Source organism: Hymenobacter monticola, from assembly GCF_022811645.1.
Taxonomy (GTDB): domain Bacteria; phylum Bacteroidota; class Bacteroidia; order Cytophagales; family Hymenobacteraceae; genus Hymenobacter; species Hymenobacter monticola.
In genome coordinates this window covers 4,701,638-4,725,666 of the sequence record NZ_CP094534.1, presented here as the reverse complement: position 1 = coordinate 4,725,666, position 24,029 = coordinate 4,701,638, and the positions used below count along the sequence as shown (strand labels likewise).

Genomic DNA, 24,029 nt, shown 5'->3' with positions numbered 1-24,029 from the left:
ACCTACTCTTATTTCACACGTTTTTTTCATGAAACGACATTTCGCTCCGTTACTGGCCGCACTGGCTACTTCGCTCCTGATGGCCAGCTGCGGCAACGACAAACCTGCTGCCACCGAAACGGCCGCCAGCACCGTTAACCCCGCCGACTCGCTCGCGGCCCTGGCCGGCGATTCGGCCCGGATGGCCAAGCCCGGTGGCGTGATGGTGGACGGCGTGGCCATGACGGCCGACAAAAACATCGTTGAAAATGCCTCCGCCGCCAAAAGCGTGAGTACACTGGTTGCGGCCGTGAAACAGGCAGACTTGGTCGAAACGCTGAGCGGAGCCGGTCCATTCACCGTATTCGCACCCACCAACGCGGCTTTCGACAAGCTGCCCAAAGGGGCGCTGGCTGGCCTGATGGACAACGCCAGCAAGGCCAATCTGAAGGGCGTGCTCACTTACCACGTCATCCCCGGCCGCCTAGTAGCCGCCGACCTGCGCGACGGCCAGGAACTAACCACCGTGAATGGCGAAAAGCTGCACATCGCCGTGAAAGACGGCAAGGTGATGGTGAGCAACGGCAAAGATGCCCCCGCCACTGTGCAAATCGCCGACGTGATTTCCAGCAACGGCGTGACGCACGTTATCGACGGCGTAGTACTGCCGCTGGCGAAATAATTAACGTCTGTCATTGCGCGCGCAGCGAAGCAATCCGTCTTGTTCTCAGCGACCAGCCTTCTATTATAACAAAGCCCCGACACTGCAATGGTGCCGGGGCTTTTTGGTATAGGAAAGGGTCTGGTTTTGTCAGGACGGATTGCCGCGGACTGCGCCCTCGCAATGACAAACGCCGCAGGTCCTAATGCCGATTGTCCTCGCCGGCGAGCATGCTGAGGTAGCTGTCGTAGCGGGGGAGGGCGATGCGGCCCTGGTCCACGGCTTCGCGCACGGCGCAGCCGGGCTCGTGGGTGTGCTGGCAGTTGTGGTAGCGGCACTGGCCCAGCAGGGCCCGGAATTCGGGGAAGTAGCCGGCCAGCTCGGCAGGCGGCAGGTCCACAAGGCCCAGTTCCTTAATGCCGGGCGTGTCGATGATGAAGGTGCCAGGGCGCACTTCCAGCATTTCGGCGAAGGTGGTGGTGTGCACGCCCTTGTCGGAAAAGTCGCTGATTTCGGCGGTTTTCAGGTCCAGGTCGGGCACGAGGGCATTGATGAGCGTGCTCTTGCCCACGCCAGAATGGCCGGCCAGCAGGCTCACTTTGCCATCCAGTAATTGGTCGATTTCGGCCACGCCCTCGCCCAGGCTGGCGGCGCAGGTGCGGCTGGGATAGCCCAGACTGGCGTACATGCCCGCAATTTCAGCCTGATAAGCAAAGCCTTCCTCGTCGTACAAGTCGGTTTTGTTGAACAGCAACGTGACGGGAATGTGGTAGGCCTCGGCCGTGACCAGAAACCGGTCAATAAAGCCGAACGACGTGGCCGGCGACACCAGCGTGACCACGAGCAACGCCTGGTCCAGATTGGCCGCTACCACGTGCACGTGGCCGGTTTTGTGCACCGAGCGGCGCACGATGTAGTTGCGGCGGGGTGCAATGTGCGAAATGACGCCCGCGCCCTCGGCCTGTGCTTCCACGGCAAATTCGACGTGGTCGCCCACGGCCAGGGGGTTGCTGGCTTTTAGGCCCTTTATCTTGAATTTGCCCCGCAGGCGGCAGCGGTACAGCTGGCCGGAAGCCGCGCGCACCACGTACCACGAGCCTGTCGACTTAACGACGGTGCCGTGCTGGAGCGGGCTGGCGGAATGAGAAAATTCTGGCGTCATAGGGCAGGGGCAAGACGGGGCAGAGCCGCCATGATGGTGTGGGTGGCGCCCGCCTGCCCGTGCACGTAATCGAGCAAAGCGTCTTGTAGTCGTAGGCGCCGGTCCTCGTTGGTCCACAGCGGGGCGAAGGCCGCTTCCAGCTCCGCCGCATCGTGCACCGGAAAGGCGCACTTCAACTGCACCAGTGCCACGGCTTCCTGAAACTTACCGTACGTCGGCCCGAAAAACAGCGGCAGGCCAAACGCGGCGGCTTCTAAAGTGTTGTGCAGGCCTTTGCCAAAGGCCCCACCGATGTAGGCAAACTTGCCAAAGCGGTAGAGCTGGCTCAGTAGTCCCACGTTATCGAAAAGCAGCACGCGGGCCTGGGCGGCGTTGGCGGCCGTGGCCTGGGAGTAGCGTAGCACCTGGCCCGGCAGGGCGGCCTCTACCAAGCGCAGGTTGGTTTCGGTGATTTCGTGCGGCGCCACCAGCACGCGCAACTGGTGCTGATATTTTTGCAGTAAAGGCGTGAGGGCCGGCAGGTCTTCGGGCCAGCTGCTGCCTACCACCAGCACCGGCGCGCCGTCGGCTACAAAAGCATCGACTACGGGCAACTCGCGTGGGGCGGAAGCGGCTGTGGCCACCACGGTATCGAATCGGGTGTCGCCGGCCACGCTCACTTGCTGAATGCCGTGCTGGCGCAGCAGCGCGGCCGAGCTTTCATTCTGGGTGAAGATGTGGGCGAAGCGCGCGAGAATGCCCCGAAAAAAGCCGCCCCAGGGCTTGAAAAATACCTGGTCGGGCCGGAAAATGGCCGACACTACCACAGCCGGAATGCCACGCCGGTGCGATTCGTTAAGGAAGTGGTACCAGAACTCATACTTTACAAACACCGCTAGTTGCGGCTGCACCGCATCGAGAAAAGCCCGGGCATTCCCGCGCGTGTCCAGCGGCAGGTAGAAGATGTAGTCGGCGCCCGGCCAGTTTTTGCGGATTTCGTAGCCCGAAGGTGAGAAAAACGTCAGCACCAGCTTGGTGCTGGGATGGGCCTTACGGTAGGCTTCGAGCAGGGGGCGGCCCTGCTCAAACTCGCCTAATGAGGCGCAGTGAAACCACACCCGCGGCGCCGTTTCGGAACTCAGCGTGTGGCGAATATGCGTCAGCAGGCCGCGGCGGCCTGCCACCCACGCCGCCGCTTTGGGCACAAACGGCGCCAGCAGACGCAGCAGCAGGCCGTATAGGCCCAGGCCGATGTTATACAGGAATAGCAAGCCCCAAAATTACGAAACGATGTATAAGGTCCGCCGCCGGCTGGTTTTATACCGGCTGGGTTTCTTCCCAATCGGCTGGGCAGGCCTCGCCGTTTTTTTCGAAGTGTTGCAGCGCATCAATCATGCGCAGGGCCTCGGTGAGGCTGCGGCCCAGGGGCCGGTCGTTGATAAGCTGGTGGCGCACAATGCCGTCGCGGTCGATGAGGAAAAGGCCGCGGTAGGCGAGGGGAGAGCCCACGTAGGTCATTTCACCCTGCTCGGTGTAGTCGTAGTGGCCGCCCAGCACGTCGTAGTTGGCCGAAATGGTTTTGGTGGAGTCGGCCACCAGCGGGTACTTCACGCCGAAAATGCCGCCTTTCTCGCGCGGCATCAGCTGCCAGGCCAGATGGGCGTACTGCGTGTCGGTAGAGCAGCCCACCACGGCCACGTTGCGCTTTTCAAACTCGGCCAGACGGTCCTGAAAAGCCAGGATTTCAGTGGGGCACACCCGGCTAAAATCAGCGGGGTAGAAGTAAAACAGCACGTGCTTTTTGCCCAGGTAGCGGTCCAGCGAAAACTCTTCGTCGAAGGTGCCGTCAATCACGGCCGTGGCTTTAAAGGAAGGGGCACGCTTGCCCACGAGAACTGCCATTTAGTAAAATTTATGGGGATGATGGGAGCTTGTACGCATGAATTGGAAGAACGTCATGCCGAGCGCAGCCGAGGCATCGCGCGTGCCGTCACTAATCACCCTTGTTGAAGAAGCAAGCGAGCTGCCTCGGCTGCGCTCGGCATGACGTCCCAAGCATTTTTCAACGTCCCTTAAACTCCGGCTTACGCTTCTCTACAAAGGCGGCCATGCCTTCCTTCTTGTCTTCGGAGGCGAAGGTGAGGTAGAAGTTCTTGCGCTCGAAGTGCAGGCCTTCTTCTAGGTGCGTTTCAAACACGCGGTTGATGGATTCCTTGGCCAGGCGGGCCGCCACCGGGCTCATGGCCGCGATGCGCGCGGCCAGGCGGAAGGCCTCCTCCAGGTACTGGCCCACGGGTACCACGCGGTTGACGAGGCCCACGCGGTGGGCTTCGTGGGCCGAGATGAACTCGCCGGTGAGTACCATTTCCATGGCCTTGGCCTTGCCCACGGCGCGGGCCAGGCGCTGGGTGCCGCCTGCACCGGGCATGGTGCCGAGGCGGATTTCGGGCTGCCCAAACTGCGCTGTCTCCGAAGCTACCAGCATGTCGCAGGTCATGGCCAGCTCGCAGCCGCCGCCCAGCGCAAAGCCCGACACCGCCCCAATCAGCGGCTTGCGAAACCGCCGAATCTGTTCCAGCGTGGCAAACCGGTCGTCCAGAAACATATCCACGGCCGTTTTGTCCGCCATTTCCTTAATGTCGGCCCCCGCCGCAAAGGCCCGCTCATTGCCCGTGATGATAACCACGCGCACCGCCTCATCGGCATCGAGCGCCTGCAGCGCGTCGCGGATTTCGCGCACCAACTGCCCGTTCAGGGCATTGAGCTCTTTGGGGCGGTTGAGTTGGATGAGGGCCACGCCGGGGCGCGCCTGGGGCGTAATGAGAAGGAAATCCATAGGTTAGATGTAGCGCGAACTCTGTAGTTCGCGTGGCGGAACGATTCGTTGAAAGGGCGTGGAACGGGCGAACTGCAAAGTTCGCGCTACCACCGCTACAACGCCTGGCACACAAACTGAAACGTGCTGCGCGTGCGCTGCTCCAGCAGCAGGCGCTTGCCCGCCGTGAGTTGCGCAATGCTGGCCGCGTCGTAGTTTTTGATGGTGAAAAGCTGCAGCCCGGTGTTGTAGTGCAGCGTGAACTGTTCGCGCAGCAAATCGAGCAGCTGGTGCACGCGCCGCTCCGAAAAATCAGTGCACACCGAAAAGCTGATGGCCGAGTTCTGCATCACGTTAATCTTGAGCTTGGCCTGCGCCAGCGCGGCAAAAATCACGGCCAGATTTTCCTCCGAGATAAAGGAAAAGTCCTTGCTGGCAAAGGAGAGCAGGCACTGGTCGGTTTTGCGGATGAAGGCGGGCGCCAGCGCCGGGTGCTGGCAGTCGTGGATGAGTGTGCCCGCCGCGGCCGGGTCCAGAAACGACTTCACGCGCAACGGAATGTTGCGGTCGGCCAGCGGCTTCAGCGTTTTGGGGTGAATAACCGAGGCGCCATAGTACGCCATTTCAATTGTTTCGCGGTAGCTGATTTCGGGGTAGCGCACCGTGTCGGAGAAGATTTTGGGGTCGGCATTGAGCAGGCCCGCCACGTCTTTCCAGATGGTTACCGCCTCGGCCCGCAGGCAGTAGGCCAGGATGGCGGCCGTGTAGTCGGAGCCCTCGCGGCCGAGGGTGGTGGTGCGGCCATCGGCTGTGCCGCCGAGGAAACCTTCAGTTACAATGATTTTAGCGTCAGATAATGCCTTGTTGAGGAATTCAACTGTCTGGGCTGTCGTTGCTGACCAGTTCACTTTGCCTTCGCGCCAGACTTCGTCGGTTTGGACCAGCAATTGTGCCGGGACGTAGCGTGCTGTGATAGACAGGAATTGCGTAAGTGCAGTGCTAGTTAAAAGAGCTGAAAGCCGTTCCCCGTAAGACACTATTTGGTCGTAACCTTGGTCGTAGGATTCAGGCATATGTACCTGGTGCATAAACTGCAGCTCTTCGGAAAGTGAAGTAGTAAGCTGCTGCAATTGAAACTGTAGCTGCGAAAGATTTATTGGTGGTATTGCGTCGGCTAGGGCTAGACAAGCTTGCTCATGGTAGCCTTCCAGCGCCGCTAACTGCGACGAATAATCCCCACCCCGGTACGCCAAGTCATAAATCTCCTCCAGCGCATTCGTTGTCTTGCCCATCGCCGATACCACCACCACCAGCGGCCCCTGCGGCCCAAAGTCGCGCACGATGCGGCAGAGGTTGAGAATGGCTGCCGCGTCCTTCACCGAAGCGCCCCCGAATTTGTAGACCTGCAACTTTTCCATGGGCGGCAAAGGTAGGCGCGGCAGTAGGCTTAAACGAAAGCTTTGGGCACCTTCAAAAAACCAATAAGTGGCCCGCGTCAAGCCTTTTGGGCAAACGTATGCGCACAAAACAGGGCAACTTGCTACAATAAACTACGGCCCTGCGGGAGTAGCTTTGTTGCCCGTTCCCGCCATTTCATCCCGTTATTCTTATGGACCACAACAAGCTGGCGCTGCCTGTTGGCACCACCCTCGACCGCTTTATCATGCGCAAGCAGGAGGACTTTCCCTACGCTACGGGGGAGCTTTCGCAGCTGCTGCGCGACATCGCCCTGGCCGCCAAAATCGTCAACCGCGAAATCAACCGCTCTGGCCTCATCGACATCGCCGGCGCCTACGGCAGCCAGAACGTGCAGGGCGAAGACCAGCAGAAGCTCGACGTCATCGCCAACATCCGCTTCATCCGCGCCCTGCGCAACGGCGGCGAGGTCTGCACCATCATCTCGGAGGAAGACGACGAGATGATTCAGACCGGCAACAACCAGGGCAAGTACGTGGTGGCCATCGACCCCTTGGACGGCTCGTCGAACATCGACGTGAACGTGAGCATCGGCACCATTTTCAGCATCTACCGCCGCGTGTCGCCCACCGGCCGCGAGGGCACCGCCGCCGACTGCCTGCAGCCCGGCACCCACCAGGTGGCTGCCGGCTACGTCATCTACGGCTCCAGCACCATGCTGGTGTACACGACCGGCAACGGCGTCAACGGCTTCACCTACGAGCACTCGCTGGGCGAATTCTTCCTTTCGCACCCCGACATCATCACCCCCAAAACCGGCAACATCTACTCCATCAACGAAGGCAGTTCCGACTCCTTCTCGCCCGGTGTGGCCGCCTTCGTGCAGCACTGCAAAGACCAGCAGTTCTCGGCCCGCTACATCGGCTCCTTAGTGGCCGATTTCCACCGCAACCTGCTCAAGGGCGGCATCTACGTGTACCCCGCCACCGCCAAAAACAAGAGCGGCAAGCTTCGCCTTATGTACGAGTGCAACCCGCTGGCCTTTATTGTGGAACAAGCCGGCGGCAAAAGCTCCAACGGCACGCGCCGCACCATGGAAATCGAGCCCAAAATTCCGCACGAGCGCTGCCCCTTCTTCATCGGCAGCAAAGAGCTGGTCGAAAAGGCCGAAAGCTTCATCGCCACCGACACCGAAGCCTGCGACCACAAGCTCGCGCCCGAGCCTACGCCCAAGAAAGCAGTGGCCGCCAAATAAGGCGCCTGCGCAATAACAAAAAAGGCCGTCCCTGCATTAAGGACGGCCTTTTTTAGTGCGGTACAAAGAGGATTACTCTGCCTTCTTGCGGCTTTTCTTCGCGGGTGCGGTGGCTTCGGGGTTGCCTTCGGCCGTCGGGGCCGCGTCGGTTTCGCCAATTACTCCGCCGGTGCTCAGGGGCTCGTTAGCGGCGGGCTCTTCGCTGGCTTTGGCGCCCTTGCGCTTAGCTTTGGAAGCAGCGGGCGCAGCCTCAGCGGCCGGCGTTTCGGCTGCTGCCTCCGAGGCGGGGGCTTCCGTGGCCGAAGCTTCCGATGCCGCGGTTTCGGCGGCCTGGTAAGGGCGGTGCTTGCTTACAATGCCGTACCAGTTGGCCAGCTTCTTGATGTCGGACAGGTACACCCGGTCGCGGTCGTAGTCTGGAATCACACCAGCCAGAAAATCGGTCAGCTCGCCTTCGCTCGACTTGGCCGTCACGGGCGAGGCCGCGCCGTGCTTCTGGTAAATGCGCTCAAATACCTCCGTCAGCGGCACGGTTTGGTCGGGGTCCTGGGTGTAAATGGAAATTTCCGACAGCAGCGACACTTTGTTGCGAGCCGGGGCCAGCGTCCGGGTGGCTTTCTCGTCGAGGCTTTCGACCAGCACGCCGTGTCGGGCGGCGCGCACCAGGCGGTACAGGCCGGGCATGCCGCTGATGGCGGCCAACTCTTGCAATTCGTAGGGCATTGTAACTAAAATGAAGAATGAAAAATGAGGAATGAAGAATGAGGAACGAGGATGAAAAAGCCGGTTGGCAATTCTTCATTCCCCGTTCCTCATTTTTCATTCAACAAGGGCAAAACTACGACACGCCGCCTTATTGTCCCGGCAGCGCGTTCGAAGCCGTCTGGCCCAGCTTGAATACGATGGGCAAGCTGGCGCGTATCGGCAACTCGGGCTGCTTGAATTTCAGCAGGCGCACCACGCGCAGGGCTTCTTCGCCGGTGCCGCCGCCCAACTGCTTCACAATGCGCATGTCCTGCATCGTGCCGTCGGCATTCAGCTGAAAGCTGATGATGCATTGGCCCTGAATGCGATTACGCTTAGCCATTACCGGGTACTTCAGCTCCTTGGCAATGAAATCGTACATCGCGGCCTGGCCGCCTTCGTAGTATTCGGCCACGGCAATGCTCTTGCCAACGTTGCCGATGCCAGTGCCTTTTTCGCCCTGGGCCGGAGCCGCGGGCGTGGTGTTGGGGGTGGTTTGGGCCAGCGCCGGCGCGGCGGCGGCCAGCAGCAGGCCCAGGGCCAGCTGCGAAACGGAACGCATTTTCGTCATGATAAAAAAGTAGGGGCGGGGAAATTAACTAAGAAGGGAAATGGGCCACCGCGGGCTTGGCCGCCATTGGCAATTTAGGGGCCAATCTACGCATTGCTGGCGGCATCCTCCGTCCATTGCTGGTTCACATCCGCAATAAAATTGAGCACCTCGTCGCGCCCTAGTCCTGTTTCGGCCGATGTTAAGAAATGACGCGGCAATTCGTCCCAGCTTTCGCCCATTTTTTTCAGATAATCGGCCAACAGCGCTTTGGTTTGGGACGTCGATTGCTTGTCGGCCTTCGTGAAGACCATCACGAACGGGATGCCTTCTTCGCCCAGCTTTTCCATGAATTCCAAATCAACGGCCTGCGGCGAGTGGCGCGAATCGATGAGCACGAACACGCACATCAGATTGGGGCGGTGCCGCAGGTAATAATTAATCATGCGGGCCCACTCGGCGCGCGACACCTTGCTCACTTTGGCGTAGCCGTAGCCCGGCAAGTCGACCAGAAACCATTTGTCGTTGATGACGAAATGGTTAATTAATTGCGTCTTACCCGGCGAGGAAGAGGTTTTGGCCAGCCCGTTGCGGCCGGTGAGCATATTGATTAAGGACGATTTTCCGACGTTGGAACGGCCGATAAAGGCGTATTCGGGCATCGTCGGAGCCGGGCAAAGGTCGGCCCGCGAATTACTGGTCAGGAATCTAGCGTCGTTAATAATCATGGGGCAGCGGCAAATAGCGGGCTCGGAATGAAAGCCCAAAATTACGCCTGAATACCAGGGATTACCCGCCGAATAAAAACAAGAGAATGGATGGGTATATCGGCAGCCCCTCTATATTTGCGCGGCCTGCTTCCCATTTCGTCGGGCCCTTGCCGCCGCATTCGACCACCTTTAAATGGCCGACCATTCGCCAGAAAGCGCTTTTCGCAGGCCCATCGCCTACCTTTGCCCGCCCTCCGTTGCCTTTGCAACAAGACCAGCGCGGGGTACAAAACGCTTTCCTACGGTTACCTTCTGGGCAATTCGGCATTAAAGCCTAACCCTGGCTTGGAAAATCAGTATAAGCCCCAAATAAGTTCCTTGCATCGGCCTTTTCGCGGCGCATACCTACTTAGAACCCCTTCAGAAATCTCTTTTTTCTAAATCTCTCCTACAATGGACAACTTATCCAGAAGGTTACTGCAAGCGTCGTGCGCCGTTGCCCTCACCGCTGCCATCGCCGCTCCGGCCGAGGCGCAAAGCACGCGTAAGGACCTCAAGACCGGCAACAAGTTCTTCGAGCAGGAAAATTACCGCGCCGCCATCCCGTACTACGAGAAGGTGCTGGCCAAAGACCCGAACAACGCCAAAGCGCTGTTCAACGCTGGTATTTCCTATATGTCGTTCGACAAAGAGAAGGCCAGCGACTACATCTACAAGGCCCAAAAGCTGAAGCCGAAGGTGTCGAAGGACGTGGAGTACTGGCTCGGCCGGGTTGACCACCTCAACTACAACTTCGACGAGGCCGTGGCCCACTTCCAGGCTTACAACGCCACGCTGAAGAAGAACGACCAGCGCAAGGAAGAAATCGCCCAGCTGATTAAGCACAGCCAGAACGCCAAGGTGCAGTTCAACTCGCCGAAGGACATCTTCGTGAAAAACCTGGGCCCGACGGTGAACACGCCGTATTCGGAGCACAGCCCGGTGATTTCGTCGGATGACAAGCTGCTCATCTTCACCTCGCGCGGCGAGAACGTGACGGGTGCCTCGGGCAAGCCCAGCGACAAGAAAAACAAAGCCATTGCCGCCGATGGTGAGTACTACGAAGACGTTTTCGAAACTACCCGCGTCGACGACGAGAACTGGCAGAAGCCCCGCTCGTTGAGCACGGCGCTGAACGGCAAAGGCCACGACGCCTCGATTCAGCTGTTCGACAACGACACCAAGCTGCTGATGTACCGCAACGACAACAACGGCGACATCTTTATTTCGGACAGAGCATCTGGCGGCGACTGGTCGGCTCCCAAAGCCCTCAACGGCAACATCAACTCGAAATCGTTCGAGTCGGACGCATTCATCACGCCCGACGGCAAAACCATCTACTTCTCCACGGGCAAGTACTCGGAGGACGGCACGCTGGACCTCTACTACAGCACCCGTTCCGATGGCGGCGACTTCGGCCCGGCCAAGTCGCTCGGCGCCAACATCAACACCAAGTACGACGACGACAGCCCCTACCTGAGCAAGGACGGCAAGACGCTGTACTTCTCGTCGCGCGGCCACAACACGATGGGCGGCTACGACATCTTCAAGTCGGATTGGGACAGCGTGGGCCGCAAGTGGGGCGCCGCCCAGAATATGGGCTACCCCGTGAACACGCCGGACGATGACTCCTACTACCGCCTGAGCCCCGATGGCTCGTATGCCTACCTCAGCTCGTACCGCATCGGCGGCTACGGCGAGAAGGACATCTACACCATCAACTACATCAAAAACGCCAACATCAAAGGCAAGGTGTTCTCGGCTAAGGACAGCACGACCGTGATTCCGGGCGTGGAGCTGGTGTTTAGTGGCCAGCAGGCCGACAAAACGGCGCTCAGCTTCCGCGACATCTCCAAGGCCGATGGTTCGTACCAAGTGGCAGTGCTGTCGGGCCGCACCTACCAGGTGGCGGTGAGCAAAGACGGCAAGCCAATTGAAACGCAGGAATTCCCGGTGCCAGTGTCGACGAACGACTCGACGACCATCGTCAAGAATTTCTACGTGAACTACGTGGATACGACCGGCCTGGCCAACGGCATGTTCCGGAACATCTACTTCGATACCGACAAGTACAAGCTGCGTCCGGAGTCGATTACGGAACTGAACAACACCGCCCAGAAGCTGATGGCTAACCCCGGCGTTATCATCTCGATTGAAGGCCACTGCGACTCGCGCAACACCGACGAGTACAACATGGTACTTGGCCAGAACCGTGCGCAGGCCGCTTTCAACTACCTGAAAAAGCAGGGCATCGCCGAAACCCGCATGAGCACCGTGAGCTACGGCGAGCGTCGTCCGGCCGCGCCGAACGATTCGCCGGAGAACATGCAGCTTAACCGTCGCGACGAGTTCAAAGTAGTGGGCGGCTCGATGGGCAGCGGCGCGATGAACAATGGCGGCAGCGGCGCTACGGGCACCGGCACTTCAACCACTGGCATGGGCTCTTCGACCACCACGACCACCACTACGGCGCCACTGTCCCCGGGCAAGAGCAAGGTGAAGATGGCCGACGGCACCAAGGTGAAAACCAAGGTGGACGAAGATTCGGACAAAGTGAAAGTGAAAACCAAAGGCCCCGCCGGCGACACCAAAACCACCACCAAAAACGGTGAGCTGGAAGGCAAAGCCAAGGATGCCAATGGCGAAAAAACGAAAATCAAGGCCAAGAATTAATCTGGGCTTAGATTGAAATTTGGGAAGCGGGCCGGGCAGTTTGTCCGGCCCGCTTTTTTTGTCATTCTGGTAGCAGTTTTGCTAAATAATGGCTGTCTTTACTAACAAATGCGTCCGATTGGGCGTTGGGGAGAAGCAATTTTCCCGCTCTCATACCGTTCTTTGCGCCCGCTCATGACCGTCGTACCCTACAAAGACAATTCCGCCGACAAGAAATCGCAGGTTGCCCAGATGTTTAACAGCATCGCGGGCAAGTACGATTTCCTCAACCACTTTCTCAGCGTGGGCACCGACATCTATTGGCGGCGCAAAGCGGTGGACGAACTCAAGGCGTTGCGGCCGGCGCGCATCCTGGACATTGCCACCGGCACGGCCGATTTCGCCATCGAAACGCTGCGCACCGCCGCGCCCGACGCGCAGGTGACGGGCGTGGATATTTCGGAAGGCATGCTGGAGGTGGGCCGCCGCAAGCTGGCCGCCAAAGGCCTCGGCAATCGCATTCAGCTGGAACTGGGCGACTCCGAAAACCTGCCGTTTGGCGACGGCGAGTTTGATGCCGTGACGGCCTCTTTTGGCGTGCGCAACTTCGCGCACCTTGAAAAGGGCCTGGCCGAGATGCAGCGCGTGCTACGGCCGGGCGGCAAGCTCGTGATACTCGAATTCAGCAAGCCCACGGCGTTTCCGCTCAAGCAAGCTTATAATTTTTACTTCCGTCGGGTGCTGCCGGTTTTTGGCAAGCTTATTTCCAAAGACCAGTCGGCTTATACCTACCTGCCTGCTTCGGTGCAGGCCTTCCCCGACGGCACCGACTTCCTGGCCATTCTGGCCAAAGTCGGCTTCAAAGAACCTGCATGGCAACCTCTCACTTTCGGCATCAGCTCCATCTACACGGCGCACAAGTAAAACGTCTCGCGTTGGTGGGTACGTTGCTGCTGCTGTTGCCTTCGCTGGCAATGGCGCAGCGCAAGGCAAAATCGCGGGCCAACCGCGGCAAAAACGGCACCCTTAAATCCATCACGGTGCAGAACCTGCCCTCATACGACGAGCGGTGGTTTCACCCGGGCATGTTTGTGGCGCTGACCAATTCGCGCTTCAACGTGGAGCAGTCGGCGCAGTACGTGGCCCGGCAAAACGTGTCGGCCAACGCCATCAACAGCCCCAGCCTGGGGGTGGGCTTTATTGGCGATGCGCGCATTGGGGGGCCGCACTCCCCGTTCATTTTTCGGTTTGCGCCGGGGGTGAGCTTTCTCACGCGCAAGGTCGAATTCAAGCCGCGCGGCTACCAAACCGATACGGTTTACACGCAGGAAGTGACGGCAACGGTGGTGCAATTTCCGCTGCTGCTCAAGTACCAGTCGGACCGGCGACGCAACGCCCGCATGTACATGATTGCGGGCATCAGCCCCAGCGTGACAGCCAGCAGCCGCCGCAGCGACCCGTTGCGCAACCAACTGCGGGCCGTTAGCAGCGACCTGACCCTGGAATATGGCGTGGGCCTGGATTTGTTCTACCCGTTGTTCAAGCTGGCGCCGGAGCTGCGCTTCTCGCACGGGCTGAAAAACCTGCTGACGCCGCACAACGACTTTTACAGCAACAGCCTGCAAAGCCTGAGCACCAATTCGGTGACGCTGTACATTAATATTCAGAACTAAATGAGGTGATGAAATAGGGAGGTGGGAAGGTTGATGTTCTGCTTGCGCTGATGGCGCAGTAAAAACGTCAACCTTCCCACCTCCCCATTTCCCTTTCTCCCAAATCATTTATGAAGACTGCATTCATTACCGGCGCCTCCTCGGGCATTGGCCGGGCAACGGCGGTGGCCCTGGCCGGGGCGGGCTTTCAAGTGGTGGTGACCGGCCGGCGGCGGGAGCGGCTCGAAGAGCTGGCGGCCCAGCTAGCGCCGGTGCCGGTGCACGTGCTGGCGTTTGACGTGCGCGACCGGGCCGCCGTGGAAGCAGCCGTGGCGACGCTGCCCGAAGAACTGCGGGCCCCCGATGTGCTGATAAACAACGCCGGCGGTGCTCACGGGCTCAACCCCATTCAGGCCGGCGACCCCCGCGATTGGGACCAGATGCTGGACGCCAACGTGCGCGGCCTGTTGAACGTGACGCACACCCTGCTCCCCGGCATGACGGCCCGCCAAACCGGCTTTATCGTGAACGTGGGCTCCATTGCCGGGCAGGAGGCCTACGCCAACGGCAACGTGTATTGCGCCAGCAAAGCGGCCGTGCAGATGCTGACGAAAACCATGCGGCTCGACCTGCTGCCCACCGGCGTGCGCGTGGCCGAAGTGAACCCCGGCGCGGTGGAAACGGAGTTTTCGCAGGTGCGCTTCAAGGGTGACGAGGCGCGGGCAGCCAAGGTGTATGAGGGCTTTGAGCCGCTGCGGGCCGAGGACGTGGCCGATGTTATCGTGTTCATGGTGACGCGGCCGCCGCACGTTACCATTGCCGAGGTGCTGGTGCTGGCCGGGGCGCAGGGCGCAGCTACGACGATTGCGCGGAAGTAACTTTAGCCGAGACCAGCTAATTGCGCCAGAACGGGGCGGTCGAGCGTGTGCTTGCCCGCGAAGACGAACAATTGGGGCGCACCGCCAAGTTGCAGCAACTCCGTTTGCTGCTCTTCGGCCTGCGCGACGGTGATGTATTCATCATCGGTGCCAATAGTTAAGGAGAGCCGAAGGCCACGCAACAGCGCCTGGGCTGATTCCGGAGCAATATCGGGCGGGAAGCTGCCCGCCCACAGGATGAGATGCGCAGGCCGAAAGGCGGCCTGCACCAGCCAGCGGCTCACGGTGGCCGTACCCTGCGAAAACCCCAGCACGGTGAGTTCGACGCTGGTCGAACATTCGGCCAGGACTTTTTCGGCCAGCTGATTGAGGAACCCGATGTGGTCTTGGATTTCGTGCAGGCGGTCGTCGCGCGTCATCCAGCTGGCGCCCACGCGGCCGCTGCTGCCGCTCAGGTAGAAGCGGGAGAGGCCCTCGGGCGCAATGACGACGGTGTGTGGGTCGGCCTCGGCGAGGAAGGCGAAATGACGGATGAAGTAGGCCGCTAATTGGCCATAGCCGTGGCAGACAAACCAGACATGCTTGGTTTCGGCGGATAATTCGCCCAGCTGCTGGTAGCGCGCGGTGCGGGCAACGGTGAGGTGGCGTTCCATGCGGGCTAGGCCGGGGGAAGGTCGTCGGGCGAGAAGTTGAAAGGCATCAGCGCAGCCAGGGTGCTGAAACGCAGGATGGTGCCCGCGCGGCTGGGCAGCAGCAGCGAGATGGCCTGGCCCTGGCGGCTTTCGTATTCCAACATCACCTGGCGGCAGGCGCCGCAGGGCAGGGCGGGTCCAAACTCGCCGTGACCAGGCCGGGCTGCTACGGCCATGCCTACGATGGGCGGATGGCCGGGGTGGTTGGCCGCTAGGCCAAACAAGGCGGTGCGCTCGGCGCAGAGGCCTGAAGGGTAAGCGGCGTTTTCCTGGTTGGTGCCCCGAAAAAGGGTGCCGTCGGCCAGTAGCAGTGCGGCCCCAACGTGGAAGCCCGAATAGGGAGCGTAGGCGTGGGCGGTGGCGTCGCGGGCAGCTTGCCAGGTGGCTTGCTCGGCAGGGGAGAGGTCGGTGGCGGAGTCCAGCTCTTCGTAGGTCAGAAGCTGCTGGCGGGAATGGCGGGCCATGCGGGCGGGATTAGGGGGCGGCGAAGGTAATAGGGAAGAAGGGATATGAGGCCGGGATACAGGCGACGAGAAAACCGGCCGCCTGTTGAATCGAAGCCTAGAACGCAAAGCCCGTTTCCTTGTCCTTTTTTCTTATGCCCCATCTTTGCCGCATGAGAACTCGCCTTCTGCTCCTCGGGGCTGGCCGCTCGGCCTCGTCCCTCATTCAATACCTGTTGCGCCACGCGCCCACCGAAAACTGGTTTCTGACCGTGGCCGACGCCAACCCCGCGCACCTGGTGCCGGTGCTGGCAGCCCATAGCGAGTACGCGCGCGCTGTGCCTTTTTCGATGGAAAACGAGGCGTTGCTGGAAGAATTGGTGACGCAGGCCGACGTGGTGATTTCGATGCTGCCGGCCCTGCTGCACCCGGTGGTGGCCCGCGCTTGCCTGCGCCACGGCCGGCACCTGGCCACGGCCAGCTACGTGAGCCCGGAAATCCGAGAGCTGCACGAGGAGGCGCAGGCCGCGGGCATCACTTTGCTGATGGAATGCGGGCTGGACCCGGGCCTGGACCATATGTCGGCCATGCGGGCCATTGCGCACATCCGGGCCCGGGGCGGGCGCATCACCAGCTTCAAGAGCTACTGCGGCGGGCTGCTAGCGCCCGCGGCCGAGGGCGACAACCCCTGGAAATACAAGTTCACCTGGAACCCGCGCAACGTGGTGCTGGCCGGCCAGAGCACGGCCAAGTTCCTGGAAAACGGCCACCCGCGCTTCATTCCCTACCAGCAGCTGTTTGCCCGCACCGAAACCTTGGTGTTGCCTGAATACGGCGAGTTTGAGGGCTACGCCAACCGCGACTCGCTGAGCTACCGCGCGCCGTATGGCCTGGACGACATCCCGACCATTTTGCGGGGCACCCTGCGGCGCCCGGGCTACTGCGCCGCCTGGCACGCGCTGGTGCGCCTGGGCCTCACCGACGACAGCGTGAACCTCGACAACCCCGAAACCATGACCTGGGCCGAGCTGGTCGAAGCGTATTTGCCCACGTCATTCATCCCGCACCTCGACCTATCGGCCCGGGTAGCGGCGTATCTGGGCCTCAACCCCACAGGCGAAGAAATGGGCCGGCTGCACTGGCTGGGCTTGTTTTCGGACCGGCCGGTGGGCCACGCCCGCGCCACGCCCGCTCAGTTGCTGGAGCGCCTGCTGGCCGAAAAGTGGCAACTGCAGCCCCACGACCACGACCTGATTGTGATGCAGCACCTCTTCGAGTACGAGCTAAACGGCACCACCCACCGCCTCACGTCCTCGCTGACCGTGGAGGGCGACGACGCCACGCACACCGGCATGGCCAAAACCGTGGGCCTGCCGCTGGGCATGGCCGTGCGGCGGCTGGTGCGCGGCGAGGTGGCTGAGCGCGGCGTCCTGATTCCGGTGCAGGCCGACTTGTATGAGCCCATTCTGGATGAGCTGGCGGCAGAGTACGGCATTCGATTCAGCGAAGAGGAGCACTAGTTTGAATGTCCTTCCAATTGGCTGGTGGGAGCGGAGCTGCCTGGCTTGGTCGGGACATTGGGCTAGTCCAACTTAGGGAGGCTTACGGCTCAGATATAATAGCTGGGATTAGTAAATAGCCAATTCTCAGGCGAATTAAAAAAACACGTTACCTTTCGGGCAGCCACTGCTATGCTCGCGTAGCAAACCAGCAATTTATGCGGCCCCTGCTGTGCTCACTGCCCGCCTTGCTTCTCCGAGCCCTCGGGCCAGCCGGCCTGCTATTGGGTCTGCTGCCGAAATTGCAGGCCCAGACACTGACCACGCGCACATTCACCCCCGACAACGGCCTGCTGCAGTCGATGGTTTATTGCCTGGGGCAAGACGCCTGGGGCCGCCTCTGGGTGGGCTCCCAAGCTGGAGCAAGCGTTTATAACGGCCAGGAATTTAAGGTTTACGGAGGCTCGCAGGGACTGCCCGACAGCCACGTGCGCGCCGTGGCTCCTGTGGTGGGCGGCACCGGCATGTGGGTGGGTATGCAATACGCCAGCCTGGCCGTGCTGGGCAACGACCAGCGCATCAGGCAGGTGCGGGTGCCGGGACTGCAAGCCCCAGGCAACATCCTGAGCCTATGGGCGGGCCCTGGCGAACTGTGGATGGGCACGCAGAAACAGGGCGTGTGGCGGCTGCGCTTCGGGGCCAGCCGGGCCGATACGCTGGTGCAGCACTGGAGCGCCGTAGGGGGGCATGCCGCCGACTCGGTGGAGTATCTGGGGCCAGGCTTGCGCGGGCAGCTATGGGCGAGCTCGCCGCATGGGCTGCTGGTGTTTGACGGGCGCAGCGGCCAGCCGCTGCCCGCCGCGCAGGCCGCGCTGCCGCCCGCTTTGCGTCAGCGCACCTACGGCTTTTGCCGGGTGAGCGACTCGGTGGCCTGGGTGGGCACCCGGGCCGGGCTGCTGCGCGTGAGCGCGCCCGCTGGCGGGCGGCCCTGGCGCCTGCGCCACTACACGGCCGCCGAAGGACTGAGTAGCAACCTGGTACTGCGGGTGGCCGTGGATTGGCAGGGGCGGGTGTGGGCCAACGCCTACAACGGCCTGAACCTGGGTACGGCCGACCCCTCCACCGGGCAATTGCACTTCCGGGTCCTCGGCACGCGCCCCAATTCCGCTTCCGACCATGGCCACGACGTGCTGCTGGACCGGGAGGGCAACATATGGGCGGCCGACGGCCAAGGCGTAACCCAATACCTGACCAACGTCCGGTTTACACAGTACGGCCCCGCCGACGGGCTGCGCGGCAGCTACGTGTGCGCGCTGGCCCAGCCTCGGCCCGATGAGCTTTGGCTGGCCATGGAGCGCCACCTGACGGCCCTGCCGCTAACGGCTACGGGCATTCGGACGCCGACCCGCCACCTGCTGGTGCCCGCGGCCAAGGGGACCGCCGGTGCCAACCCGGCCAGCCTACTGGCCGACCGCCAGGGCCGGATGTGGGTAGGTACCTTTCGCGATGGCCTGCGGCGCTACGACATGCGCACCGGTCGCTGGGAGAATCTGAACAACCGGGCACCGGCGCTGGCGGGCGTCACCGTATCGAGCATCGGGGAGGATGCGCGGGGGCGGCTGTGGCTAACGACGCACCGCATGGGCGTCACGGTATACGACCCCGCCACCGACACCTACCGCACGTTCCGGAAGGGCGAGCAGGGCCTGCCCAGCGACAACTTCTGGCAGGTATTTCGCGACCACCGGGGCTGGCTCTGGCTGGGCTCCGACGATGCGGGGCTGGTGCGGGTAGACACCGACCACGACACCTTTGAACGGGTAGACGGGCAGTCGGGGCGGCTCTGCATCAGCTCCATTAGCGAGGACGAGCACGGCGACTTCTGGCTGGGCCCGGTGGGCATTGCGCTGCTGCGTTACGAGCCGGCCACCCGCCGGCTACTCCGGTACGACCACAGCGGCCTGCAGTCCATCAATCCTTACTTTGTGCAATGCGACGGGGCCGGGCAGGTGTGGGTAGGCACGCACCTGGGGGTAGACGTGCTGAATATGCGCACCGGCAAGGCGCGCTCCTTCGACCGGACCAATGGCTACGGTGGGGGCGAAACCAACGAGAATGCCGTGTTGCGCGGCCCCGACGGCCGCCTCTGGATGGGCACCGTCGGCGGCCTGATGGTGTATGACCCGCGCCGGCCGGCCCGGCCCTGCGTGGGGCCCTCGGCCTACCTGACCGGCCTGCGGGTGGGGCTGCACGATACCACCATTGCCGCGCCGCTGGAGCTGCCATACCGCCTCAACAGCGTCAGCTTCGACTACATTGGGGTGAGCCTGGCCCGGCCCGGAAGCGTGCGCTACCAGTACCGCCTGCGCGGCTACCGCGACGAATGGGTGGGGCCCGTGACCAGCACCTCGGCCACCTACGCCAGCCTGCCGCCCGGCCACTACGCGTTCGAAGTGCGGGCCAGCACCGACGAGGGCGGCTGGAGCCCGCAGCCGGCCCGGCTCAGCTTCGACATCGCGGCGCCCTGGTGGCGGCGCTGGTGGGCCTTTGGGCTGTATGCGGCGGCTTTTGGGCTGGCGCTGGCCGGGGTGCGGCGGCGCACCCGTGCCCAGGAGCGCGAACGCGCCGAGCGGGCACTGGAGCGCCAAACCCTGCGCTACCTGCAGGAGCTGGACCGCGTCAAAACCGATTTTTTTACCAACGTCAGCCACGAGCTGCGCACCCCGCTCACGCTCATTCTGGGCCCGGCCGAGGTGCTGGCCGAAACCGTGCCCGACCCGGCCAGCCGCCGACAGGCAGGACTGGTGCTGGGGCAGGCCCGCAAGCTCCTGCAGCTTATCAATCAACTGCTGGACCTGAGCAAGCTGGATGCCGGGGCCCTGCGCCTGCACCCCACAGCTGGCGATGTGGCCCGGCTGGCCCGCCAGTTGGTGACCGGCTTCGCTGGCCTAGCCGAGCGGCGGGGCATTGGCTTGCACCTGGAGGCGCCGGACAGCCCCGTGCTCCTGGTATTCGACGCCGCCAAACTCGATGAAGTACTGACCAACCTACTGGCCAATGCCCTTCGTTTCACCCCCGAAGGCGGGCAGGTGTGGCTGCGCGTAGCGGAGCAGCCGCCCACAGCCGCCGCGCCGGCCGGCACAGTGGAACTGGCCGTGCAGGACACCGGCCCCGGCATTGCGGCTGAGGACCTGCCCAACGTATTCGACCGATTCTATCAGGCCCGCAGCCAAGAGCCAACGCCGGTAGCCACCCGGCAAGGCACAGGCATTGGCCTGGCGTTGGTGCGCGAGCTGGTAGCGTTGCATGGCGGCACGGTGACGGTGAGCAGCCTGCCCGGCGAAGGCGCCTGCTTCGTGGTGCGCCTGCCCCGCGTGCTGCTGCCAACCGGCACTGGTGCACCATATGGCGGCACGGCGCCAGCAGCTGAACCAATGCGGACGGAGGAGGAGATGCCGGCCGCCGAAATGCACTTAGCCGGGGCTGCCGCAGCCACTCCCGCTACTGCGGCAACCAACGCGGCGGCCTACGCAGAGCCTGCCGAGCCGGCCCAGGTGCTCATCATTGAAGACAGCGAAGAAGTGCGGGCCTTCGTGGCAGAAACATTGGCCGGCTACCGCCTGCTGCTCGCTCCCGATGGCGCGGCGGGCCTGGACCTGGCCCGGGCCGAAGTGCCCGACCTCATCGTGAGCGACGTGATGATGCCTGGCCTGAGCGGCTACGAGGTGTGCGCAGCCCTCAAAGCCGATGCAGCCACCAGCCACATCCCGGTGGTGCTGCTCACGGCCCGCACCACCGCCGACGACCGGCTGCAGGGCCTCGAAACCGGAGCCCAGGCCTACCTGCCCAAGCCTTTCCGGCCCCGCGAGCTGCAGGCCCAGGTGCGGAGCCTGCTGCACCTGCGTGAGCAAACCCAGGCCCGTTTTGCCGGGACTGTGACTGGCCATGTCACGGCGGAAGCGGCGGAGGTACTACCTTACTCGATGCCCCCGGTTCCGCCCCCCGCCGACCCGCTGGTGGCGCACCAGGCTGCCGTGGCCGCCTTGCCCTCGCGCGACCAAGCGTTTTTGCGCGCGTTCGAGGCGGCGATTTTGGCCCACCTGGGCGATGAGCACTACAGCATGGACCAGCTCGGGGCCGAGTTGAATCTGAGCCGTACCCAACTCTACCGCAAGCTGAAGGCCCTGACGGGCCAAGCCCCCGCCGAGTACCTGCGCCAAACCCGCCTGTTGCGGGCGCTGGCTTTGCTGCAGGGCCGCGTGGCCACCGTGGCCGAGGTAGCCTACCAAGTGGGTTATGCCAACCCGGCCCACTTCAGCACGGCCTTCTCGCGCCACTTCGGCTACCCGCCCAGCGCCGTGTGCAAGGAAATGGCCCAAAAACCAGTGTAGGCTAGGATTGCGCGCAATTCCACCCCTGCCGTAACCGTTACTAAGGCGATGTCATCCCTTCGGGCTTACCTGACTTTGCGCCTACGCCTGCTGGGCCGCCTGCTTCGCGAAGTGGGCGGGCTACGGCTGGCGCTGCTAGGGCCGGTGCTGGCTATCGTGTTGGGGCGGGGCTTGCTGCTGGCGGCCAGCCATCCGGTGGGACAGTGGGCCGTGCCGCCGCTGGTGGCGCTGACGCTGGCCTCGGCTCACCGGCAGCGGGCCGACTTGCGCTTTCTGGCCACGAGTGCGCCGGGATTTCGCCGCTGGCTGGCGGTGGAGTATGGGCTGGCGGCCGTGCCAGCAGCCCTGGTGCTGGCTGCTTTTGGCGACTGGGGCGCCGCACTGCTCACCCTGGCCCTAGCTCCGGCCGGGGCCGTTCTGCCGCCGGCCCGGGAGTCGCGGAGTACCATCCGCCGCGCCCGCAGCCTGTTTCGAAGCGAGGCGTTTGAATGGGTGAGCGGAATGCGGGCGGGTGGACTATGGGCCTGGCCGGTGCTGCTGGCCGGGGCCGTGTGGCAGCATTCGTCGCCGCTGGGGCCGGTGGTGGCGCTGGTGCTGTGGCTGCTGGTGCTGCTGGGCTGCTATGGCGCGCCCGAGCCCATCACCATGCTGGTGCTGGCGGGCCGCACACCCCGGCAGTTTCTGCGGCGGCGCCTGCTGCTGGGGATGGGCTACGCGGGGCTCTCGGCGGCCCCTTTTTTCTGGCTGCTGGCGGTTGGTCCGGCAGGTGGGGGCGGGGCAGCGGCCGTGAGTGTGGCGTGGCTGGGAATGGTGGGCCTGCTGATTCTGACCAAATACGCGTTTTACCCCAACGCCACCCATATTCGCACCACGCAGGCGCTGGTGGTGGGCGTGGCGCTGCTCTTGCCCGGCAACCCGGTGTATCCGGTGCTGCTGCTCGTGGCCGTGGGGGGCCTCATTTGGCAAAGCCAGCGGCGGTTGCACAAGATTCTAGGCTAAGCCTCCTTTCATGCTCGAAATCCTGAACCTGCGCAAAGCTTTTGGCAACCACGTCGTGTTGCACGAAGTGAACCTGGCCCTGCGTCCGGGCACCATTCACGGCCTGGTGGGAGCCAACGGTGCGGGCAAAACGACGCTTATCAACTGCCTCTACGGGCTGGAAAAGGATTTCACGGGGACCATCCGCAACACGGCCGGCTACCCGGTGCGCGAGCACACCGGCCTGCTGCCCTACGAGCCCTATTTCTATCCGCGCCTCACCGGACGCGAGTACCTGGAGTTTTGCCTGCAGGCGCGCGGCCGGCCCATTGCCGATTTCGCGGGCTGGAACCGGCTATTGGAACTGCCGCTCGACCAGTTTGCCGACGAGTACTCGGCCGGCATGCGCAAGAAACTGGCGCTGCTGGCCCTGCTGGTGCAGAATTTTGACTACCTCATTCTCGACGAGCCCTTCAACGGCCTCGACCTGGAAGCCAACCTGTTGCTCAAGGAAATCCTCAAGCGCCTGCGCGACCGGGGCACAGGCATCCTGCTCACTTCCCACATTCTGGGCGCCCTCACCGAGACGGCCGATGAAATATCCGTATTGGTGGGCGGGCGTATTCAACGGCACTACGCGGCCGCCGAATTTGCTACCCTGGAGCGCGACCTGCTCGACAGCCTGCACCGCGAGAAGCTCGCATTGCTCGACGGCCTGGTGTAGCAACCGGTAGTGTGGACGCTGCGCGTCTGCCCATACGCGGAAGGCGACCGGACGATGCGCGGACTAAAAGTCCGCGCTACAGCGCCAGATAGAACCCGGCCAGCAAAGCCTGAAACTCCGGCGAGTAATCCGTCTCGCTACCGGTGGTGCGGATGAACAGCTCCGTTTCAACCACCGCTTGCACCCTCTTCCGAAAGCCGGTGATGTGTCGCAACGGCCGGCTGCCGGGCCGGTGCCGAACCACCAGCCGTGAGGTCGGGTGTAAGCCCAGTTTCGCTGCCTCGCCCTCAAAATCCTGCATCTCAAGCGGCGGCAACAGCACCGTCAGCAAGCCTTCTGCCTGAAGAAACTGTGCTGCAAATGCGGCCAGCGCTTCGAAGGAAAGCGTATCGGCGGCTTCGTGCCGGGCGGTGGTGCGGGCCGCATTGGGCGAGCGCAACGACTGCCGGAAGAAAGGTGGGTTGCAAAGGATGTGGCTGAATGGCTGCGGCTGCGTGGCGGCGTATTGAGCCAGGCTCATGCCATAAATCTTAAGGCGCTTCGCCCAAGGACTGACTGCCGCATTGGCCGCTGCCTGGGTGGCAGCCGCGGCGTCAATTTCTACCGCTTCAATCTCGGCTGCAGCGTGGCGCTGGGCGGCCATCAGGGCTAGCAGTCCGGTGCCGGTGCCAATGTCGAGCAGGCGGGTGGCACCGGTGAGGTCGGCCGCTGCGCCCAGCAGGCAAGCATCGGTGCTCACCTTCATGGCGCACTGGCTTTGCTCGATGCGAAACCGCTGAAACTGGAAGTAGTCGTTGGGCATGCGGTCAA

At 62.5% G+C, this 24,029-nt stretch carries 21 protein-coding genes; 10 read left to right on the top strand and 11 right to left on the bottom strand.

All coding sequences use genetic code 11. The features are described from left to right. The first annotated feature begins 28 nt into the window (after positions 1–28). The gene (locus tag MTP16_RS19775; RefSeq protein ID WP_243513057.1) at positions 29–661 is read left to right on the top strand and encodes a fasciclin domain-containing protein; all 633 of its coding nucleotides are present in this window, start codon (positions 29–31) and stop codon (positions 659–661) included. Between the two features lie 181 nt (positions 662–842). On the opposite strand, the gene rsgA is transcribed toward MTP16_RS19775, so the two are convergent. The 5 genes from rsgA to MTP16_RS19750 form a co-directional block, all read right to left on the bottom strand. Beyond that, positions 843–1,802, bottom strand: a complete 960-nt coding sequence (gene rsgA, locus MTP16_RS19770; RefSeq protein WP_243513056.1) for a ribosome small subunit-dependent GTPase A — start codon at positions 1,800–1,802, stop codon at positions 843–845. Continuing rightward, positions 1,799–3,052 carry a 3-deoxy-D-manno-octulosonic acid transferase gene (locus MTP16_RS19765; protein ID WP_243513055.1) on the bottom strand — a complete coding sequence of 418 codons (1,254 nt, stop codon included), beginning with the start codon at positions 3,050–3,052 and terminating at the stop codon, positions 1,799–1,801. The genes rsgA and MTP16_RS19765 overlap by 4 nt, the downstream gene beginning before the upstream one ends. A gap of 46 nt (positions 3,053–3,098) precedes the next feature. Next, complete coding sequence (locus MTP16_RS19760) at positions 3,099–3,683, bottom strand: peroxiredoxin (protein ID WP_243513054.1); 585 nt, start codon at positions 3,681–3,683, stop codon at positions 3,099–3,101. Positions 3,684–3,843: 160 nt separating this feature from the next. Continuing rightward, positions 3,844–4,617, bottom strand: a complete 774-nt coding sequence (locus MTP16_RS19755) for an enoyl-CoA hydratase-related protein (RefSeq protein WP_243513053.1) — start codon at positions 4,615–4,617, stop codon at positions 3,844–3,846. Between the two features lie 95 nt (positions 4,618–4,712). Then, positions 4,713–6,014, bottom strand: coding sequence for an aspartate kinase (locus MTP16_RS19750; protein ID WP_243513052.1), 1,302 nt, complete (start codon positions 6,012–6,014; stop codon positions 4,713–4,715). Between the two features lie 191 nt (positions 6,015–6,205). Here MTP16_RS19750 and fbp point away from each other — a divergent pair, with 191 nt between their 5' ends. Beyond that, positions 6,206–7,267, top strand: coding sequence for a class 1 fructose-bisphosphatase (gene fbp / locus MTP16_RS19745; protein ID WP_243513051.1), 1,062 nt, complete (start codon positions 6,206–6,208; stop codon positions 7,265–7,267). A gap of 72 nt (positions 7,268–7,339) precedes the next feature. Here the strand turns inward: fbp and MTP16_RS19740 are convergent, their stop codons facing one another. The 3 genes from MTP16_RS19740 to yihA form a co-directional block, all read right to left on the bottom strand. Beyond that, entirely contained in the window at positions 7,340–7,990 is a 651-nt protein-coding gene (locus tag MTP16_RS19740) for a DUF5606 family protein (RefSeq protein WP_243513048.1), read from the bottom strand. A gap of 130 nt (positions 7,991–8,120) precedes the next feature. Beyond that, the gene (locus MTP16_RS19735; protein WP_243513047.1) at positions 8,121–8,582 is read right to left on the bottom strand and encodes an energy transducer TonB; all 462 of its coding nucleotides are present in this window, start codon (positions 8,580–8,582) and stop codon (positions 8,121–8,123) included. A gap of 86 nt (positions 8,583–8,668) precedes the next feature. Then, entirely contained in the window at positions 8,669–9,289 is a 621-nt protein-coding gene (yihA, locus tag MTP16_RS19730; protein WP_243513045.1) for a ribosome biogenesis GTP-binding protein YihA/YsxC, read from the bottom strand. A gap of 435 nt (positions 9,290–9,724) precedes the next feature. Here yihA and MTP16_RS19725 point away from each other — a divergent pair, with 435 nt between their 5' ends. The 4 genes from MTP16_RS19725 (at position 9,725) to MTP16_RS19710 (ending at position 14,492) form a co-directional block, all read left to right on the top strand. Further along, complete coding sequence (locus MTP16_RS19725) at positions 9,725–11,983, top strand: OmpA family protein (RefSeq protein WP_243513043.1); 2,259 nt, start codon at positions 9,725–9,727, stop codon at positions 11,981–11,983. Positions 11,984–12,157: 174 nt separating this feature from the next. Continuing rightward, the gene (gene ubiE, locus MTP16_RS19720; protein WP_243513041.1) at positions 12,158–12,886 is read left to right on the top strand and encodes a bifunctional demethylmenaquinone methyltransferase/2-methoxy-6-polyprenyl-1,4-benzoquinol methylase UbiE; all 729 of its coding nucleotides are present in this window, start codon (positions 12,158–12,160) and stop codon (positions 12,884–12,886) included. Continuing rightward, complete coding sequence (porT, locus tag MTP16_RS19715; protein ID WP_243513040.1) at positions 12,835–13,635, top strand: type IX secretion/gliding motility protein PorT/SprT; 801 nt, start codon at positions 12,835–12,837, stop codon at positions 13,633–13,635. The genes ubiE and porT overlap by 52 nt, the downstream gene beginning before the upstream one ends. A 110-nt stretch (positions 13,636–13,745) precedes the next feature. After that, positions 13,746–14,492, top strand: a complete 747-nt coding sequence (locus tag MTP16_RS19710) for an SDR family NAD(P)-dependent oxidoreductase (RefSeq protein WP_243513038.1) — start codon at positions 13,746–13,748, stop codon at positions 14,490–14,492. 2 nt (positions 14,493–14,494) lie between these two features. Here MTP16_RS19710 and MTP16_RS19705 read toward each other — a convergent pair whose 3' ends face one another. Then, entirely contained in the window at positions 14,495–15,145 is a 651-nt protein-coding gene (locus MTP16_RS19705; RefSeq protein WP_243513037.1) for an alpha/beta hydrolase, read from the bottom strand. Between the two features lie 5 nt (positions 15,146–15,150). Continuing rightward, complete coding sequence (locus tag MTP16_RS19700; RefSeq protein WP_243513036.1) at positions 15,151–15,648, bottom strand: cytidine deaminase; 498 nt, start codon at positions 15,646–15,648, stop codon at positions 15,151–15,153. Positions 15,649–15,800: 152 nt separating this feature from the next. Between MTP16_RS19700 and MTP16_RS19695 the strand changes: the two genes are divergently transcribed. From MTP16_RS19695 to MTP16_RS19680, 4 genes are all read left to right on the top strand, one after another. Then, positions 15,801–17,147 (top strand): saccharopine dehydrogenase family protein, encoded by a 1,347-nt coding sequence (locus MTP16_RS19695; RefSeq protein WP_243513035.1) that lies wholly within the window; start codon positions 15,801–15,803, stop codon positions 17,145–17,147. A 227-nt stretch (positions 17,148–17,374) separates the two neighbouring features. After that, the gene (locus MTP16_RS19690; protein ID WP_243513034.1) at positions 17,375–21,517 is read left to right on the top strand and encodes an ATP-binding protein; all 4,143 of its coding nucleotides are present in this window, start codon (positions 17,375–17,377) and stop codon (positions 21,515–21,517) included. 48 nt (positions 21,518–21,565) lie between these two features. Continuing rightward, complete coding sequence (locus tag MTP16_RS19685; RefSeq protein ID WP_243513033.1) at positions 21,566–22,516, top strand: hypothetical protein; 951 nt, start codon at positions 21,566–21,568, stop codon at positions 22,514–22,516. A gap of 10 nt (positions 22,517–22,526) precedes the next feature. Then, a complete protein-coding gene (locus MTP16_RS19680; RefSeq protein ID WP_243513032.1) occupies positions 22,527–23,219 on the top strand; it encodes an ATP-binding cassette domain-containing protein in 693 nt (230 codons plus the stop codon). A 76-nt stretch (positions 23,220–23,295) separates the two neighbouring features. On the opposite strand, the gene MTP16_RS19675 is transcribed toward MTP16_RS19680, so the two are convergent. Further along, the gene (locus MTP16_RS19675; RefSeq protein ID WP_243513031.1) at positions 23,296–24,021 is read right to left on the bottom strand and encodes a tRNA1(Val) (adenine(37)-N6)-methyltransferase; all 726 of its coding nucleotides are present in this window, start codon (positions 24,019–24,021) and stop codon (positions 23,296–23,298) included. Positions 24,022–24,029: the final 8 nt, after the last annotated feature.